The 18,976-nt window shown below is 30.2% G+C and carries 12 protein-coding genes and 4 tRNA genes; 7 read left to right on the top strand and 9 right to left on the bottom strand.

Annotated features, from left to right (window positions below; genetic code table 11):
- Nucleotides 1-424 precede the first annotated feature (424 nt).
- The 5 genes from folC to fabB all read right to left on the bottom strand — a co-directional run bounded on the left by folC (nucleotide 425) and on the right by fabB (nucleotide 6,851).
- Complete coding sequence (folC, locus tag M9396_RS03215; protein ID WP_250256662.1) at nucleotides 425-1,702, bottom strand: bifunctional tetrahydrofolate synthase/dihydrofolate synthase; 1,278 nt, start codon at nucleotides 1,700-1,702, stop codon at nucleotides 425-427.
- A gap of 65 nt (nucleotides 1,703-1,767) precedes the next feature.
- The gene (accD, locus tag M9396_RS03210) at nucleotides 1,768-2,652 is read right to left on the bottom strand and encodes an acetyl-CoA carboxylase, carboxyltransferase subunit beta (protein WP_250241362.1); all 885 of its coding nucleotides are present in this window, start codon (nucleotides 2,650-2,652) and stop codon (nucleotides 1,768-1,770) included.
- A 346-nt stretch (nucleotides 2,653-2,998) separates the two neighbouring features.
- Nucleotides 2,999-3,784 carry a tRNA pseudouridine(38-40) synthase TruA gene (gene truA / locus M9396_RS03205; RefSeq protein ID WP_250241364.1) on the bottom strand — a complete coding sequence of 262 codons (786 nt, stop codon included), beginning with the start codon at nucleotides 3,782-3,784 and terminating at the stop codon, nucleotides 2,999-3,001.
- A gap of 503 nt (nucleotides 3,785-4,287) precedes the next feature.
- Nucleotides 4,288-5,412, bottom strand: a complete 1,125-nt coding sequence (locus M9396_RS03200; protein WP_250241366.1) for a 4-phosphoerythronate dehydrogenase — start codon at nucleotides 5,410-5,412, stop codon at nucleotides 4,288-4,290.
- A 224-nt stretch (nucleotides 5,413-5,636) separates the two neighbouring features.
- Nucleotides 5,637-6,851: a beta-ketoacyl-ACP synthase I gene (gene fabB, locus M9396_RS03195; protein ID WP_250256661.1), complete on the bottom strand. Its 1,215-nt coding sequence runs from the start codon at nucleotides 6,849-6,851 to the stop codon at nucleotides 5,637-5,639.
- A 799-nt stretch (nucleotides 6,852-7,650) separates the two neighbouring features.
- Between fabB and prmB the strand changes: the two genes are divergently transcribed.
- The 3 genes from prmB (at nucleotide 7,651) to M9396_RS03180 (ending at nucleotide 10,037) form a co-directional block, all read left to right on the top strand.
- A complete protein-coding gene (gene prmB / locus M9396_RS03190; protein ID WP_250256660.1) occupies nucleotides 7,651-8,565 on the top strand; it encodes a 50S ribosomal protein L3 N(5)-glutamine methyltransferase in 915 nt (304 codons plus the stop codon).
- Between the two features lie 24 nt (nucleotides 8,566-8,589).
- On the top strand, nucleotides 8,590-9,654 hold the full coding sequence (gene aroC, locus M9396_RS03185; protein ID WP_250256659.1) for a chorismate synthase: 1,065 nt from the start codon (nucleotides 8,590-8,592) through the stop codon (nucleotides 9,652-9,654).
- 311 nt (nucleotides 9,655-9,965) lie between these two features.
- Nucleotides 9,966-10,037: transfer RNA gene (locus M9396_RS03180), tRNA-Arg, on the top strand.
- 405 nt (nucleotides 10,038-10,442) lie between these two features.
- Here M9396_RS03180 and M9396_RS03175 read toward each other — a convergent pair.
- On the bottom strand, nucleotides 10,443-11,678 hold the full coding sequence (locus M9396_RS03175) for an Nramp family divalent metal transporter (RefSeq protein WP_250256658.1): 1,236 nt from the start codon (nucleotides 11,676-11,678) through the stop codon (nucleotides 10,443-10,445).
- Nucleotides 11,679-12,014: 336 nt separating this feature from the next.
- On the opposite strand from M9396_RS03175, the gene M9396_RS03170 reads away from it, so the two are divergent.
- On the top strand, nucleotides 12,015-13,202 hold the full coding sequence (locus M9396_RS03170) for a NupC/NupG family nucleoside CNT transporter (protein ID WP_250256657.1): 1,188 nt from the start codon (nucleotides 12,015-12,017) through the stop codon (nucleotides 13,200-13,202).
- A 207-nt stretch (nucleotides 13,203-13,409) separates the two neighbouring features.
- On the opposite strand, the gene M9396_RS03165 is transcribed toward M9396_RS03170, so the two are convergent.
- Nucleotides 13,410-13,482: transfer RNA gene (locus tag M9396_RS03165), tRNA-Ala, on the bottom strand.
- A gap of 185 nt (nucleotides 13,483-13,667) precedes the next feature.
- A complete protein-coding gene (gltX, locus tag M9396_RS03160) occupies nucleotides 13,668-15,074 on the bottom strand; it encodes a glutamate--tRNA ligase (RefSeq protein WP_250256656.1) in 1,407 nt (468 codons plus the stop codon).
- A gap of 163 nt (nucleotides 15,075-15,237) precedes the next feature.
- Here gltX and M9396_RS03155 point away from each other — a divergent pair.
- Nucleotides 15,238-15,311 (top strand) — tRNA-Val (locus M9396_RS03155).
- A 24-nt stretch (nucleotides 15,312-15,335) separates the two neighbouring features.
- A tRNA-Lys gene (locus M9396_RS03150) sits at nucleotides 15,336-15,408 on the top strand.
- A 276-nt stretch (nucleotides 15,409-15,684) separates the two neighbouring features.
- Here M9396_RS03150 and ligA read toward each other — a convergent pair.
- The gene (gene ligA, locus M9396_RS03145; RefSeq protein WP_250256655.1) at nucleotides 15,685-17,472 is read right to left on the bottom strand and encodes an NAD-dependent DNA ligase LigA; all 1,788 of its coding nucleotides are present in this window, start codon (nucleotides 17,470-17,472) and stop codon (nucleotides 15,685-15,687) included.
- A 363-nt stretch (nucleotides 17,473-17,835) separates the two neighbouring features.
- On the opposite strand from ligA, the gene cysK reads away from it, so the two are divergent.
- A complete protein-coding gene (cysK, locus tag M9396_RS03140) occupies nucleotides 17,836-18,780 on the top strand; it encodes a cysteine synthase A (RefSeq protein WP_250241386.1) in 945 nt (314 codons plus the stop codon).
- Nucleotides 18,781-18,976 lie beyond the last annotated feature (196 nt).

The following is an 18,976-nucleotide window of genomic DNA, read 5'->3' as shown; positions in this document are numbered from 1 at the left end:
GATTCTGTATACTATATAGTAACTGGTGTATCCTTGCACAAAATATATATTATATATAGAACATATATAATATATATTACAGCGATCATAAGTATAAAATATAAATTAAATTAACTAAAATTTAAAATTCAATATATTACTGATAGCATTCTCTTAAAGAATGCAATTTCCAAATAAATAATCACAAAATAATAGAAAAATAATTTCTCTAAATTTATTTAATTAATTTACGATCAATTTTCTGACACATACAATTTATATACAACTAAAATATCTAACGACCTAAGATCATTAGTTTTTGATTTTCTATTTTCTACTTATATTAATATTAAATAATTAATGTAAAACTATTTAATAACAAGAACATCAAAGACCATAATTTCCTAACACTGATCAGCATATACACCAAAATATAAATTTATAACTATTTCATTATATTTCTCATAATTGGACTGACAGCATGAAAGGATCCAAATACTAAAATGCAATCATCAAATGATGCATCTAATACAGCCTGATTCCAAGCATCTAATATATTACTAAATCTCTGAACATTACAATTCAACAAACAATCAGATAGTTCTACAGAACTCGCAGAAAACGGGACATTTAAATCAGAACAATACCAGATATCAACTAAATGATTTAAACAACATATGGTACCTTTAATATCCTTATTTTTTAACATTCCTATAACCATTCTCACTTTACCTGTCCTTCTTAAAAGAATAACAGATAATCGTTGAGTCAAATAATGAGCAGCATGAGGATTATGCCCTACATCTAATATTGCAAACGGTCTGCGAGTAACTATTTGAAAACGTCCTGGCAAAGTAGCTACTTGCAACCCATAGCTTATTGCTGTTTTATCAACCAAAAAAGGTAACCAATATAATACGCTTAACGCTGTAGCGGCATTTTCTATTGGGATTATAGGTAACGGTAAATCATGTAATAATCTACAATCATTAGAGCGCTCCCCCCACCAAATCCATTTATTTCCATAAACACGAAAATTCCAATCCCTTCCACGCGCAAACAACATTGCTCCGCAATATTGCGCCATTTTTCGCGCAATCACTGGAAAACAACTTTCACCAATTACTGCTGGTTTTTTAAAACGAAAAATACCTGATTTTTCCTGTGCAATCATATCACGGTTTATACCTAAAAAATCAGTATGATCTATTGCAAAATTAGTAATTACAGAAATATCAGGGTTGACAATATTTGTAGCATCTAATCTACCACCTAATCCAACTTCAAGAATAACTAAATCTAATTTAGCCCGTTTAAATATATACAAAGCAGACAAAGTAATAAATTCAAAATAAGTTAGTGCAATATGATGACGTGCGGACTCTATAACAGATAATGCTTCAATATGCGTACTATCCGGCAGCTCTTTTCCACACACTCGAATCCGTTCATTATAAGAAAGTAGATGGGGAGAAGTATACAAACCAACTGTATTATTATTATTTAATAAAATAGTTTCTAATAAACAACATGTGGTACCCTTACCATTTGTACCTCCGACTAGTATAACATACTCTGCGGGATGTATTAAGTCAAGATCAGTAGCTATTTTTCGTACCCTATCGAGATTTAAATCAATTAATATATGACTTAAAGATTCAATATAATGCAGCCATTTTCCAAGAGATGATTGCACGGTGGGAGTATGAAAAATTTTATTCATATTTTACAAAAATTTTAATTATTGTAGTATTTTGCATGGATATAAATTAATACAAATATAGGTATCTATTCAACAGAATGCCTATAATCAACTTTTGGTATTGGTTGTTGAGTTAACTTAGCTAATAATCCTGCTACTTTAAATCGTAAATCTGGTCTACGTACAATTAGATCAATCGATCCTTTTTCCAACAAAAATTCACTGCGTTGAAATCCCAACGGTAATTTTTCTCGAACTGTTTGCTCAATAATCCTAGGCCCAGCAAATCCTATCAGTGCTTTTGGCTCAGCAATATTCAGATCGCCTAGCATGGCTAAGCTAGCGGATACTCCTCCCATAGTAGGATTAGTTAAAACAGAAATATATGGTAAACACCGCTCATGTAAATTAGCTAACGCGGCACTAGTCCTCGCCATTTGCATTAAAGACATAAGAGCTTCTTGCATACGAGCACCACCACTTGCAGTAAAACAAACTAATGGACACCTAATTTTTAAGGCTTGATTTACTGCATGCACAAAACGAGCTCCCACTACAGAAGACATCGATCCGCCAATAAAAGCGAATTCAAAAGAAGCAGCAACAATCTTCATACCATATAAAGTACCCTGCATAACTATCAATGCATCTTTTTCTTTTGTTATTTTTTGTGCTGAAATTAAACGATCTTTATATCTTTTCGAATCTCTAAACTTCAAAATATCTTTGGGTTCGAATTCACTTCCTAATTCAGATGTACTTCCTTGATCTAAAAAGGAAAATAAACGTACCCTCGCTGCAATTCTCATATGATGATCGCATTTAGGACACACTTCTAAATTACGTTCTAACTCTTTTTTATATAATAATTGGCCACAATTATCACACTTAGTCCATATTCCCTCTGGAATATTTATTTTTCTGGTGGGTATAATGGTGCTTTTATTAAGAATTCGTTCAATCCAACTCATTTTTAACCTTTAAATTTTTAACAAAATTAAACATGTTTAACATATATTTATATATTGTAAATATTAATAATTCCATGTTCATAAATTATTTATAAAAAATAAATCCATTATTAAAAATATAGCTTAATAGAACTACCGCCTCATTGAGAGTAATATACTACGTCGAATATATGATATATATAATTATTTTCATGTACATATTTTTCAAAATATAATAAAAATAATTCAATCGCATAAAGACATCTTATAAAAATAATTATAAACATGTAATTCATTTCTCATTAGAACATAGATTCACAGAAATATGTGCAAATATGATAATAATGCAATACAAAATGTAAAATATTTATGCACACCACAGTTCTTCGATGAAAGAAGAAGGGATAGAAAAATCTGAAGGATATTTAACTTCCACCAAATATAAACCACTAGCTGGAGCTGTTACACCAGCTAGTGATCTATTGCAATTTTCTAATAACTCTGCAATCCATGTTTCTGGTTGCTCCCCACAACCAACTTTTACTAAACTACCTACAATATTTCGTACCATACGATACATAAAAGAATTAGCTTTAATATCTATCACAATACATTGACCTTTTCGTATGATACGTATATGATATAATTTCCTTCGCGTTGAATATGACTGACACCCTGCGGCACGAAACGAAGAGAAGTCATTTTCTCCTAATAAATACTGAGCAGCATCACACATTTTATTGTGATCTAAATATTTTTTATAATGCCAAGTTTTTCTAAATAACAAAGCAGATCGTATACAACTATTATTGATTATATAACAGTAACGACGAGAAATAGCGCTAAAGCGAGCATGGAAGTTTTTATTTACTAATTTAGCCCAGCGTACGCAAATACTTGACGGCAAATAACGATTCATACCCAATGTCCAAGCTGATTTTGAGCGCCGAGAATAAGTTTCAAAATGAACAACTTGTCCCAAAGCGTGTACTCCAGAATCGGTTCTGCCCGCACAAAATACCGTTACTGACTCATCTGTTATTTTTTTTATAGCGTTTTCTATGTAACTCTGGATACTTGGCGCATCTCTTTGTCTTTGCCAGCCGCAGTACCAAGACCCATCGTATTCAATGCCTAAAGCTAATTTTTGCATTACACTATAACTTTTATAAATATATGATGAATCTATATGAGATTAATACTGTTTACATGAGTTCCAATTAAATATAAAGATACATAACTGATATTTTATATTAACAAAACAATGCATACACATAAAACACAAGCTAATTAAATTCAATGAAAATGGAACCGCAAAGCACAATGGGTTCATAATCTATATCTTCAAAAGATAAAAAATATCGTAAAATCAACACGTAATAACTGTTAATGGGAAAATCCATATACTACATGTCATTCTTTTATCAACAAAAAATATGAACGCTTATCTACTATATATAAAAATAGATATACCTAACTCAGAATAAATTGTACATAAAACACTTTTCAACACATACACACAATAATCCTTAAAAAATGCTTGTATAATACAAAAACTCTTTACCCTAAAAAAATACAGTCATAACCCACTCAATATGCATTACAATCCAAAACTAGTAAACATAGATGCAATACAACACATACACAAATATAATTTTACACACAACATACATTAAAACCTAACTTAGTTAATATTTCATTATTAGAATCTATGTATGTTTCTACGCGTAATGAAGACCACTCTCTACGAGCTAAATAATGTTTACGTATCTTGTCAAATCCTCCTGATTTAGCAGCAAATCGTCTTAATATAACATCATCATATTGTATGTTATACACAAATTTAACCAATTTATATAACAACTTTTCATCTATTTCTTTCTGAACTCTTAAATAATAAATCACAGAAGGATCCAACGCAGATAAATTAATTACATTAAAAATGTTAAAATAATTACAGTATGCATTATATATTTGTACAATACTACGTGTTTTGCTTTCAGTAGAGTATCCAGCAATGTGAGGAGTCCCTATATCCACGTAAGATAACAAAGGTAAAGATAATTCTGGTTCTGTTTCCCACACATCCAATATCACATTTAATTGTTTACCATTTTCTAAAACTTTTAGCAAAGCATTGTTATCTATTACAGAGCCTCGGCAAGTATTAATTAAAACACGATTAGAAGGCAACGCCTCTAACACATCAATATCAACCATATGCCATGTAGGATAATCTCCATAATAAATTAAAGGAGTATGAAAAGTTAAAATATCTGCTTCAGCAACTAACGTTTCAAAAGACTTCCAAGGTTTATTTGAGTTTGTTTTTTCTAATGGCGGATCGCACAATAAAGTATGTATACCGAAGTTACGTAATCTCTTATTCAACAAACTACCAATATGTCCTACCCCCACAATTCCAACAATTTTGTCGCGCAAAAAGAACCTACCGCGCTGCGCCAACCAAAGTAATGCTGAAAAAACATATTCTACTACTGCTACAGCATTGTTTCCTGGAGCATAAACAAAATTAATTCCATATTTTTTTAAATAATTTTGGTCAATATGATCAACTCCAGCGGTTGCAGTACCCACAAATGTTACAGAACTATCATCTAATAATAATTTATTGACTTTTGTCACTGAACGTACTATCAAAATATCTATATCTCTTACATCTTTACCAGAAATAACACGTCCTTCACAAATTGTCACTGTATTATGTAAACCAAATAATTTATAAATATGTGGTATATTTTTATCAGCCAAAATTCTCAAATTAATCCTCCAAACAAATTACTATATTATGCAAAAATTAAAATAATCATAATAACTACTCACCACGCTTGCATGATTCGTCATATCCGATCATATAAATGTAATATAAGTTTAAACCTCAACATCCCTGAACATACACATTTACAATTATACATTGTATTTTATACACATAAAATACAATGTACGGCACTAAATCTTATATAACCAAAATATTGACAAAACATTCAGGAATATTTACTCATAATTAATGTAGCATTTGTTCCTCCGAACCCAAAACTATTAGTCATGGCTGTTTTCAATTTACGATAAACAGAATTATTAACAATAATTTTCATGTTTTTCATATATGGATCTAAATGATCGATATTAATACTTGGAGCGATAAAATTATGTTTTAACATTAATAAAGTAAAAATAGTTTCATGAACTCCAGCGGCACCTAATGAATGGCCGGTCATTGACTTAGTAGAAGAAAAAGAAGGATGTTGATCACCAAAAATTTCACGAATAGCCCAAATTTCTTTAATATCACCTATTTGAGTTGATGTACCGTGCACATTAAGATAATCTATCGAACCTCCAACATTTCTTAATGCCATTTTCATGCATCGAATTGCTCCTTCTCCAGAAGGAGCAACCATGTCACATCCATCAGACGTAGCTCCATACCCAACAATTTCTGCATAAATATAAGCTCCACGACTTAAAGCATGCGTTAACTCTTCTATTACAACTATCCCTCCGCCTCCCGCAATTACGAATCCATCTCTATTAATGTCATAAGGACGAGATGCTCTCTCTGGTGTCGTATTATACTTCGTAGATAAGGCGCCCATAGCATCAAATTCACAAGCCATTTCCCAACATAATTCCTCTCCGCCTCCAGCAAAAATAATAGATTGTTTTCCTGATTGAATTAATTCAACCGCATTTCCGATACAATGTGTAGATGTAGAACAAGCGGAGCTAATAGAATAACTGACCCCACGAATTTTAAAAGAAGTAGCCAAGCATGCTGATACACCTGAAGCCATAGATTTAGTTACCATATAAGGACCCACTCCTCTCAAACCACGCAAACGCATTCCATTAGATCCAGAAACTTGATTACGTGGAGATCCCCCTCCAGATCCGACAATCAATCCTGTTTGATCATTAGAAACCATACCTTCAGACAATCCAGAATCTATTATGGCCTGTTCCATAGATAAATAAGTATAAATAGATGCATCACTCATAAAGCGAGCAATCTTACGATCAATTAATCCTGATGTATTAAGTTTAATATTACCCCAAACATGACTACGCATTCCAGATTCTTCTAATTCTTGAGAAAAAGTGACCCCAGATTTACCATTTTTTAAAGAAACCAAAACTTCATTCTGATTATTTCCAATACTTGATATAATCCCTAAACCAGTGATAACAGCGCGTTTCATTTTTTTTATATACCCTCATGATAATAATGTTTTGTAATATCAAAATCGTACTAAACCTAAACATATCTACTTAAAATGTTAAATCGTACGGTAAAAATTATTAACATAAGAAAGAACTCAATAATTTAAAAACCAAACCATTACTTATATAAATATTTAAAAGAATATTCTATTGATCTTCAGGATATATCCCCTTAAATTGTAATCCAACTACAAAAACTGTATTATTTTACGATCTAATAATTATTTATACCGTTATAATATATGATAGTATCAAACGTATACTAATATAATTATATATAATGTGATTTAATCATCAAAGTATACTGTTTCAAAATAAATAACACTACATCTCATAGAACAAAAAAAATCGTAACACATTTATGGAAAATATAAACACAACAATGATAGTTCACTAGAAACATAAACATATATTTACAACTAGTACTGATTTTAAACCAAAATATTGTATTAATTACAAAGCGCATTTAATGCAATTGTATTGCATATGCATAAAATTAGTAAGTTTAATAAATTAAAATCAACATATAACTACAACAAAGTACAAAATCATATATAAAATATCTATATATACAGTCAATAAACACTAATACGTCATTACATGATAACCATTCTCATATTATACATTTATTAAATTAGCTATAACACCAATATCACTATTTGTACATATATTACAAATATATAATACTTTAATTTTTAATTATAAAACAAATTACACTCTCGAACACAATAACTTTATAAAATCCGTATATGAATATAATCACAGGAATTACAATCTATGAAGAAAATAACTAAGGAAACACTGCCAGAAATTCATACTATATTAGACATATTACGTTGGAGTAGTAGTCAATTTAATGCTAACCCAATTTTTTATGGACATGGTACTAATAATTTTTGGGACGAAACATTACATTTAATACTACCTAGTTTATATTTGCCTATAAATATTCCAACCCAAATATATCAAGCTCGTTTAACCTCTAGCGAGCGCTCTAAGATAATCAAGTTAGTTAACTATCGCATCAATAAACGCATACCAGTCCCTTACTTAACTTATCAAGCATGGTTTTGTGGTTTAAAGTTTTACGTAGATAAACGAGTGTTTATTCCTCGCTCTCCAATTGGAGAGCTAATTACATCATGTTTTAATGATCTGTTACCCCATTACCCATATCGTATTCTTGATATAGGCACTGGCAGCGGATGTATCGCTGTTGCAATAGCTACGGTTTACCAAAAATCCGAAATAGATGCAGTAGATATTTCTATCGATGCATTAAAAGTAGCTGAACACAATATAAAACTATATAATTTAGAACATCGTGTTTTCCCTATTCATTCCGATTTATTTAGCAATTTGCCACAATTAAAATACGATCTAATCATAACTAACCCTCCTTATGTAAAGAATTCGGATATATATAAATTACCGAAAGAATTTCATTATGAACCTGTGATATCATTATCTGCAGATAATGATGGATTAAAAATAATTCAAAAAATATTAATGAACGTTATGCATCATTTAAATACAAACGGAACTTTAATATGCGAAGTAGGTAGTACTAAAATGGCATTAATAAAACGTTATCCAAATATACCATTTCGTTGGTTGCGTCTTTCTAACGGAGGAAAAGGCGTATTTATGTTAACTTATAAGCAATTATTATCTTTTAACAACACTGAATAGTCAACAATTGAGGAAATTTTAATAATGGCTGGGAATAGTATTGGGCAATTTTTTAGAGTTACAACATTTGGAGAATCACATGGATCTGCATTAGGTGGTATTGTTGATGGAGTACCGCCAAGCCTTCCTTTAGCAGAAAAAGATCTACAATACGATTTAGATCGTAGACGTCCGGGTTCTTCTAGTTATACTAGTCAGCGATCAGAATTAGATACGGTAGAAATTGTATCTGGTGTCTTTAATGGAAAAACAACGGGCACTAGTATAGGATTAATCATTAAAAATACTGATCATCGGCCTCAAGATTACGAAAAAATAAAAAATCTATACCGACCTGGACATGCTGATTATACTTATGAAAAAAAATATGGTTTTAGAGATTACCGTGGCGGAGGACGTTCTTCAGCGCGTGAAACAGCAGTACGAGTAGCAGCAGGAGCTGTTGCTAAAAAATATCTATTTAATAAAAAAAATATAAAAATTCGTGGATTCTTAGCACAAATGGGCGATATTCATTGTAATTTAAAAGATTGGCGGCAAGTCAATAACAATCCATTTTTTTGCCCTGATATTGAACAATTAACTGCATTAGATACATTAATAAATAATTTACAAAAATCTGGAGACTCTATTGGCGCAAAAATAACAATAATAGCAGAAAATGTACCAATTGGTTTAGGTGAACCTGTATTCGATCGACTTGATGCTGATTTAGCTCATGCATTGATGAGTATTAATGCAGTAAAAGGCGTAGAAATTGGGGATGGATTTTCAGTTGTTACTAAACGTGGTAGCGAACATCGAGACGAAATGACATTAGATGGATTTAACAGCAATAATGCCGGAGGAATATTAGGAGGAATTAGCAATGGTCAACCAATAATCATGCATATAGCTATTAAACCAACCTCAAGCATAACAGTACCAGGAAAAACTATTACACGTGAAAATGAAGAAACACACGTAATTACTATAGGACGACATGATCCTTGCATAGGAATTAGAGTAGTACCCATAGCAGAAGCTATGGTGGCAATTGTTGTAATGGATCATCTACTTAGACAACGCGCACAATGTGAAAAAATATAATAATCTAAAAATAAAATATAGGGTTAAACTAAAAAATAAACACATGTATGTTTACTAAAAACCACGCGCAATATCTTTACAATTATGCATGCAAAAATCAAATCATAAGTAGATATAATGTTATCTATATTAAATCAATAAAATCATTTTTTAACAAATTTTACATTTTGAAACAGTTCTATGCACACAGATATCTGTCTTTATATATAAAGACATCTATCATTTTGCAGTATCCAAAAAAAACGTACAAATAACATACATAGATTTATGTTTATTGGAATGTAATAATAATTTGAATGTATAATTAACAGGTCTTCGTAGTTAAAAGGATATAACGAGCCTCTCCTAAAGGCTAATTACAGGTTCGATTCCTGTCGAAGACACACAGTTATATAATCATATATAACTCGATATTAAATACATTTAAATAAGTGCATTACAGTACTAAACATAATCTTGTTTCTGTTAAATTTACAACTTTAAAATAGACATTTTCACATCACAACTTCCTATTAAATACAATAATATATAATCGTAAGATATATCTATGTGATAAACACATAAATATAAACAATTATAAAAAATTAAATAATTAATAATTATATATTTTCTCTAAAATAGAGACAAAAATTTATAACTAATATTTAGCTCTATATAAAAATCTATAAAACGTTTTATTTGATTAAATTAAAACAAATTCTAATGATAATAAAAACACGCATAATAAACCACTACACGGTAAAATAGAAAATTTTTAAAGCAATCACCTACATTAATTTATTGATTTATCAAATAATAATGCCAATTAATAAATATATATTCAAAATTATTACTACTACTGTTATTAACCAACCAACTAATTTAATCCATAAAGAATTCACTAATTCATTCATTAATTTAACATCCCCAGTAAATACTAACAACGGTATTAACGCAAGCGCAATTCCAAAACTAAGTAACACTTGACTCATTATTAAAATACGTGTGGAATCAATTCCACAAGAAATAACTATAAATGACGGCAACATGGTAATAACACGGCGCAACAACAAAGGAATATGAAAACGAACAAATCCTTGCATGACCACTTGACCCGCCAAAGTACCTACTACTGTTGAAGATAATCCAGCTGCTGTTAAACTTAAACCGAAAACTATAGCAGCAGTATGATTTAACAAAGGAGACAATGTTAAATAAGCTTCATCTAAATTAGAAATGCCAGTATATCCGCCGTAATGAAACACCGCCGCTGCAGTAGCCATCATAGATAGATTTACAAATCCAGCAATAGTCATTGCGATTGCGACATCCAATTTTGTAGAAGAATATCGCTCCGATCTACTTGCGATTATACTCTCATCTTGAGTAAGAGAAGAATGTAAATAAATAACATGCGGCATAATTGTAGCACCTAACACTCCTGCTGATAAAAACACTGCTTCTCTATTTGGAAGTATTGGAAGTAACATGCTCATACCTAACATAATAAATTTAGGTTTTGAATAAAAAAGTTCAATAACATAAGCAATTGCAACAAAAAATAACAAACCTCCCACAACAAATTCTAATGGTTTTTTTCCATATCTTTGTAAAGTTAAAATTAAAAAAGTAATCAAGCCCGTTAATAATGCACCTTGTAACAAAGATATACCGAGTAATATTTTAAATCCAATAGCAGCTCCAATAAATTCTGCTAAATCTGTAGCCATAGCAATAATTTCAGCTTGAATCCAATACATCCATACCACTGATCTTGGAAATTGATCTCGAATATGTTCTGCCAAATTCTTACCAGTAGCAATACCTAATTTTGCAGAAAGTAATTGAATTAGCATAGCCATTATATTTGCCCATACTACAACCCACAGCAACTGATAACCAAAAGTAGCTCCAGCTTGTATATTAGTTGCAAAATTTCCGGGATCGATATATCCAATAGCAGCTATAAAGGCAGGACCAAGCAACGCGAATTTGATTTTTCTTGTAGAACGATGTTCCGCTACTGAATCTTGCTCATTTAGCATACTGGCAATCCTCATAGAATCATCTTATTCGAGCTTATTTTATGTACATTAAATAAAGTAATTGTACTATAATGGATATATATAATTAGCGATCGAATATGAAGATCTAATTTCACTATAGATGGTTACGTTTTTGAATACAAATAAGTATAGCATAGGCTAACTTTTTAAATTATATTTTTTTTAAATCCATTAATTATCTTTGAATAAATACGATGCATAACGTGCAAATAGAGTTTTCATTAAATTACAAGATGTACAAATAACTTTATTGAATTGCTATTTTATATAGAATAATACAAATAATTTCTGTACAATATTGCTGGAGTAAAGATTGTGTCTCGCATTTTTCATTTTATCTTAGGATTTACTGCAATAATAATTCTGTCACTAATTGCCAGTAGTAATCCAAAAAACATTCGTGTACGCTTTATTTTTCAAGTATTAATAATAGAAATTTTATTTGGATATTTTATTTTACATTCCCAATTAGGATCAAATTCTATACGAAAATTATGTACTTTGTTTAATACACTGTTAATTTTTGCGTCAGAAGGAACAAACTTTGTCTTTGGAGGAATGCATGCACAGGGATTGGCTACTTTTTTCTTAAACATACTTTGTCCAATAATTTTTATTTCCGCGCTAATTGGTATTTTACAATATACTCATGTATTAATATTTTCTATTCGAATAATTGGAACTATTTTATCTAAAATTAATGGCATGGGAAAGTTAGAATCTTTCAATGCTGTCAGTTCATTGATCTTAGGGCAATCTGAAAATTTTATAGTATATAAAAATATTATAGGAAAAATACCTGCACCACGAATGTATACCATGGCGGCAACTGCCATGTCTACAGTATCTCTTTCTATAATTGGTGCCTATATGACCATGCTAGCTCCAAAATATGTTGTAGCGGCATTAATATTAAATATGTTTAGTGCTTTTATCATATTATCATTACTTAATCCTTATGTAGTAGATAAAGAAAGAGATTTAGACATCACCGATTTTTACATCAGTAACCAAAATATTTTTGAAATTATAGGAGAATATATTTTAATTGGATTTAAAATAGCTGTTACTGTTGCTGCAATGTTGATAGGGTTTATTGCGCTCATTTCCGCTCTTAATTTCACATTTAAAATATTATTTAATACATCTTTACAAGAAATTTTAGGATATATTTTCTTTCCTTGTGCTTGGATTATGGGTATACCTACTGATGAAATACTACCAGTCAGCAGTATTATGGCAACTAAATTAATTTCTAATGAATTTATTGCAATTATAAACCTACAAACAATTTCTAATGATTTATCGCCTCAAACTGTAGGAATAGCATCAGTTTTCTTAGTTTCATTTTCTAACTTCTCATCTATTGGTATTATTGCAGGTGCTATTAAAGGACTTAATGAAACACAAGGTAATATGATTTCACATCTCGGATTTAAGCTAATATATAGCTCTACGCTTATCAATATGCTATCTGCTTCAATAGTTGGTTTACTTATATGATGATTATTGCTAACGATTAAATGATAAATCAAGATATTTTAATATTATTTAGAGATAAAACTGCTAATAATCTAAATTGCATGTAGCATATAATTTTTTATTTAATACAGGCAAAATACAATCTCATAAAACAAAAAATAAAATAAAAACACGCACACATTAATATTATGTGATTTAAAAATCATATAATATTATCAAGAAAATAAATGGAGCCAAGCGGGATCGAACCGCCAACCTCTTGCATGCCATGCAAGCGCTCTCCCAGTTGAGCTACAGCCCCATTTATAAATCTCCCCTTTTTATCATCTGTTCTATACAATCATAATCCTGATGATATTTTTACACCTGTGTTGAATAACAATAACTATTAAAACGCTATATATATAGACAATATAACCTTAACATAAGAATTAAAAATAAGTATATGCACAACAGTCATTATTTTTTTGTATTTCCCATCTAATACTATATTGAAATATAGCGTACAGCCTGATCAATGCGCTCTAATACACGAGACTGACCAATTGCATGTATGGTAATACTGAGCGTTGGAGAACAATCCGTTCCAGTTAATGCTACACGAAGTGGCATACCTATTTTATCTATGCTAGTATTAAATTCATTGACGGTTTCTATAATTATAGATTTAATAATCTCTGGCGTCCAATCAACTATATTACTGAATTTTTTTCTTAAAAATTTTAATGGTGTTATCGCAATAGGTTTTAAATAATCTTTAGCTACCTTATTATCGAATAAATCAAAATCTATATAAAAATATAGACAATTATTTACAATTTCTTTTAATGTACGTGAACGTCTTGCAAATAATTTTATTATATCAGTTAATTTTGGACCATTTTGTATATTGATTTTTTGTTGATGCATATGCCATGATAAATGTGAAGCTACGTAGTCTATTGGTAAATGATTAATATAATAATGATTCAACCAAAGTAATTTTTCAAGATTTAAAATACTAGGAGATTTACTAATTCTACTCAAATCAAAATATTTTATCATCTCTTCAATACTAAAAATTTCTTGATCTCCATGCGACCATCCCAATCTTACTAAATAATTAAGTATTGCTTCAGGGAGAAATCCATCATTACGATATTGCATAATACCCAATGTTCCACGGCGTTTTGATAGTTTTTTTGAATTCTTATCTAATATCATTGACACATGAGCATACGTTGGTATTGGAGCTCGCAATGCTTTTAAAATATTAATCTGTCGCGGAGTATTATTAATATGTTCTTCACCTCGTATGATATGAGTAATTTGCATATCCATATCGTCTATTACAACGCAAAAATTATATGTTGGAGAACCATCGGCTCGGCGAATAATTAGATCATCTAATTCTTTGTTATTAAATGTAATTGTACCTCTGATTTGATCATTAAATATTACTACGCCTTCCTTAGGATTACAAAAACGTACCACATAAGAACTAATAGAAGAATTATGTATAGCCGTAGATTTAAAACGACAATAACCATCATATTTAGGTTTTTCTCCGTTTTTTATTTGATTTGATCGCAATGATTCTAATCTTTCTGATGAACAATAACACTTATAAGCCATATCATGTTGAATCATATAACTTATTATACTGTTATAACGACTAAACCTATCAGTTTGAAAATAAGGACCTTCATCCCAATTTAAACTAAGCCAATTCATCCCTGCAACAATTAGCTCAACTGTATCATCTATAGAACGTTGCGAATCAGAATCTTCTATACGTAATAAAAATTTACCACCTTGCTTTCTAGCAAACAACCAAGAATACAAAGCAGTACGAATATTTCCAATATGTATAGAACCTGTAGGACTGGGTGCAAATCGAGTTTTAATATTCATAAAAATTAAGTACCTGACTGTAGATAATCATTAAATTTTCATTTAAGTCAATACAAAATGAAATTTAATTTTCACATTAATAAAATACAATTAAAAAATCTCTATTTTTATAAAAACCCATTGACTCGTATCAATGAATCCATATAATGCAATTCAACAGAAAAGGTGATTAGCTCAGTTTGGCAGAGCATCTCCCTTACAAGGAGAGGGTCGGCGGTTCGAGTCCGCCATCACCTATTTTATCGTTCTAAATTTTAATTAGGGTCGTTAGCTCAGAAGGTAGAGCAGTTGACTTTTAATCAATTGGTCGCAGGTTCGAATCCTGCACGACCCAAAAATTGTTTATTTTCTATCACACTAACAATTTTATCGATTGCTAGGTAATCAACTCAATCTCCACTACCTCTAAGCCGAAGCATCCGATTTTAAAATGAATACATTTTTTAAAATCGGATGTAAACAACAAAAACTCTCTTAAAACATAGTTAAGATGTATTCATTACCCAATTTGAATTTGCATCCTTTTGATTGTTAATCATAGATATCTCCTAATATACATAACTCTAATTTTAATATACCCATAATTTTTAATCTTTTAAATTTCTCATTTTCATGCAATAACATGTAACTGAATACCAATAGCCGGATCAATTAAATCTTGAACATTTTTTAAATTGTCTGGATTTCTGAAAAAATGATATATGTTATTAGCTATAATTGGTCCTACATATTTCAAATTTGATAATGACTGTAAATCAGCAGAGGCCAAATTTTCTATGGTTTTATATACAATAGCTAAATTACTAGCTACTGTTTCTCCTACGCCATAAATACCTAGTGCATATATAAAACGAGCCAAAGTAATCCTTTTAGAATTCTCGATAGACCTTAATAAACGTTCAATATTTTCCAAACCAAAACCCTCCACACAAAGTAACTTATTTTTATTTAAATGAAAAAAATCAGATGAAGTAAATATTAAACCTTGATTAACTAATTGATCAATAATTCTATTTCCCATTCCATAAATGTTCATTGCTTTTCTAGAAACAAAATGCTCAAGCGCTGCCTTTCGTTGAGCAAGGCACGCTAATCCAGCCGTACAACGTAATATTGATTGATTATGCCATGTTTTAATACGAGACCCACATACCGGACAAAATCGTGGTAATTCTATAGTTTTTACATGATCGGTACGTTCTGATAAAATTACTTCTACAATTTTAGGAATCACATCACCAGATCTTTGTATACGAACTGTATCACCAATCATTAATCCAAGCCTTTTAACTTCATTGATGTTATGCATGTTTACTTTTCTAATTGTAACATCAGAAATTACAATAGGCTCTAAATAAGCTATTGGGGTAATAATACCTGTTCGCCCAACTTGGAAAATTACCTTATTTACTTTAGTAGAACTTATTTCCGAAGGAAATTTATAAGCAATAGCCCAATGAGGCGCTCTAGATCCACAACCTAATTTACTTTGATATGCGCAACTATTTACCTTGATAACTATTCCATCAATGTCCAATTCCAAATTGGATCGTATTGTTTTTATATAAGAATAATATTCTAATACTTTATTAACTCCGCTAATTAACCGGATATAATTATTAATTGGTAAACCCCAATTTTTGCATAATTGTAATCGTTCCCAATGACTATCTGGTAATTCCTTTTCTCCACAATAATTACTAATACCATAACAATAAAAACTTAATGGGCGTGTGGCCGTAATACTAGGATCTAACTGACGCAACGAACCAGAAGCAGCATTTCGTGCATTAGAAAAAGGTTTGTTGCCTTGTTGTATCGTTATTTTGTTCAATTGTAAAAAACATAATTTAGATATAAATACTTCTCCTCTAATTTCTAATAAATATGGTAACTTACCATATTTATTAGAATCTATTTTTAAATACATGGGTACTGCACGAATAGTGCTTATATTTTCAGTAACATCCTCTCCAATTTTACCATCACCTCGAGTTGCCGCATAAATTAATTTCCCCTTTTTATACAATAAACTAACTGCCACCCCATCTATTTTTAATTCACAACAATATGACATAATATGGTTAGCATGAAGTTTAATTTTTATTCGTTTATCAAATGACAACAATTGAAACGATGCAATGATACTATTTAAAGATAACATTGGCACCTTATGACATATTTTTTTAAAATTATATTGAGACACACCTCCTATACGTTGAGTAGGAGAATTTTCTGCAATCAAATGTGGATAAATTTGTTCTAACTGATTTAATTTTTCTAACATCGCATCATACTTTTCATCGGATACTACAGATTCATTTTTTGTATAGTATAAATATTCCCAATGACGTAATTTTTTTCTTAATTTTTGTATTTTTTGTTTAGCAAATTTCATAATATAGATATCCCAATTATATGGGTTGCGATAATTAATTCATATTTAAAATCATTATTTTTATTTACATGTGATTTAACATTTTATGATAAAAATATCTTTAAACATACAGTTGTTTAATATAATCACTGTTTAAATATCAACAATATCAAATTAATTTTTTATGAATTATCTATATTAACAAGATGACAGCAATATTATTGAATACACGTCTATAATTAATGCATAATAGCTAATTTTATTCTAATATTTATATCAGAATAAAAAAATTATATTTTTATTTGTCCAGACTATATTTAAAAGATATTCTATATCACAAACCCATCATCGTAGTATTGCATAACACTTGAGGAATTATTAAATATGTATAAAATTTATCAAGATAATTCTTACACTATTGGTCATACTCCATTAGTCCGTCTTAATAATATTGGCAATGGTCATATTGCTGTTAAAATAGAATCTAGAAATCCTAGCTTTAGCGTTAAATGTCGTATTGGCGCTAATATGATTTGGGATGCAGAAAAAAGAAACTTATTAAAATTAGATACGAGACTTATAGAAGCAACGAGTGGTAATACTGGAATTGCTTTAGCTTACGTAGCAGCCGCACGACATTATAAATTAACTTTAACCATGCCAGAAACCATGAGCGTTGAACGTATTAAATTAATTAAAGCTCTAGGAGCCGAAATTATATTGACAGAAGGATGTAATGGAATGAAAGGAGCTATTGCTAAAGCAGAAGAAATTGTTGCTGCTGATCCCAAACATTATTTATTACTACAACAATTTAGCAATCCTGCAAATCCAGAAATTCATGAAAAAACCACAGGACCTGAAATTTGGAATGACTCGGCCGGAAAAATAGATGTATTTGTAGCTGGAGTTGGTACAGGAGGTACTATCACCGGAGTTGGACGATTTTTCAAACATACAAAAAATAAAAAAATTATTGTCGTGGCAGTAGAACCAGAAGAATCTCCAGTCATTACCCAGACATTATCAGGTCAAAACATAAAACCAGCACCACATAAAATCCAAGGTATTGGTGCTGGTTTTATTCCAAAAAATCTCGACTTAACTTTAATTGATCATGTAGAAACAGTAACCATAGACGCAGCTGTCAGCTACGCTAAATATTTAATGAAGAAAGAAGGAATTTTAGCTGGAATTTCTTCGGGCGCAGCATTAGCAGCAGCGGTACAACTACAAAAAAACAAAACCTATGCTGATAAAAATATAGTAGTTATACTTCCATCGTCTGGTGAACGATATTTAAGTACTGTATTGTTTTCAAAGTTATAAAAAATAAATTTTTATTTTCTATTAACATTCAAAAAAAATAGAAAACATTCATGTGTGATGTTTTCTATATTTATTTTTACATAAATAAAAACAATTTGTATATTTTATTTATTGCAAAATTTATAATAATATTGAATTAATTACATTATGTAAATAGAATACTATCTTTTTAAAACATTAAAAAAATAAGGCGATC

This window comes from Blochmannia endosymbiont of Camponotus modoc, assembly GCF_023585785.1.
GTDB lineage: Bacteria > Pseudomonadota > Gammaproteobacteria > Enterobacterales > Enterobacteriaceae > Blochmanniella.
Note: the sequence above shows the minus strand (reverse complement) of the source record. Positions and strands in the feature narration are given on the sequence as shown.

Bases quoted from the DNA above. Each gene is read 5' to 3' on its own strand.
- prmB (WP_250256660.1), top strand. From the start codon at position 7,651: ATGAAGAAAATAACTAAGGAAACACTGCCAGAAATTCATACTATATTA.
- aroC (WP_250256659.1), top strand. From the start codon at position 8,590: ATGGCTGGGAATAGTATTGGGCAATTTTTTAGAGTTACAACATTTGGA.
- M9396_RS03175 (WP_250256658.1), bottom strand. From the start codon at position 11,678: ATGCTAAATGAGCAAGATTCAGTAGCGGAACATCGTTCTACAAGAAAA.
- cysK (WP_250241386.1), top strand. From the start codon at position 17,836: ATGTATAAAATTTATCAAGATAATTCTTACACTATTGGTCATACTCCA.
- fabB (WP_250256661.1), bottom strand. From the start codon at position 6,851: ATGAAACGCGCTGTTATCACTGGTTTAGGGATTATATCAAGTATTGGA.
- truA (WP_250241364.1), bottom strand. From the start codon at position 3,784: ATGCAAAAATTAGCTTTAGGCATTGAATACGATGGGTCTTGGTACTGC.
- ligA (WP_250256655.1), bottom strand. From the start codon at position 17,472: ATGAAATTTGCTAAACAAAAAATACAAAAATTAAGAAAAAAATTACGT.
- accD (WP_250241362.1), bottom strand. From the start codon at position 2,652: ATGAGTTGGATTGAACGAATTCTTAATAAAAGCACCATTATACCCACC.
- folC (WP_250256662.1), bottom strand. From the start codon at position 1,702: ATGAATAAAATTTTTCATACTCCCACCGTGCAATCATCTCTTGGAAAA.
- gltX (WP_250256656.1), bottom strand. From the start codon at position 15,074: ATGAATATTAAAACTCGATTTGCACCCAGTCCTACAGGTTCTATACAT.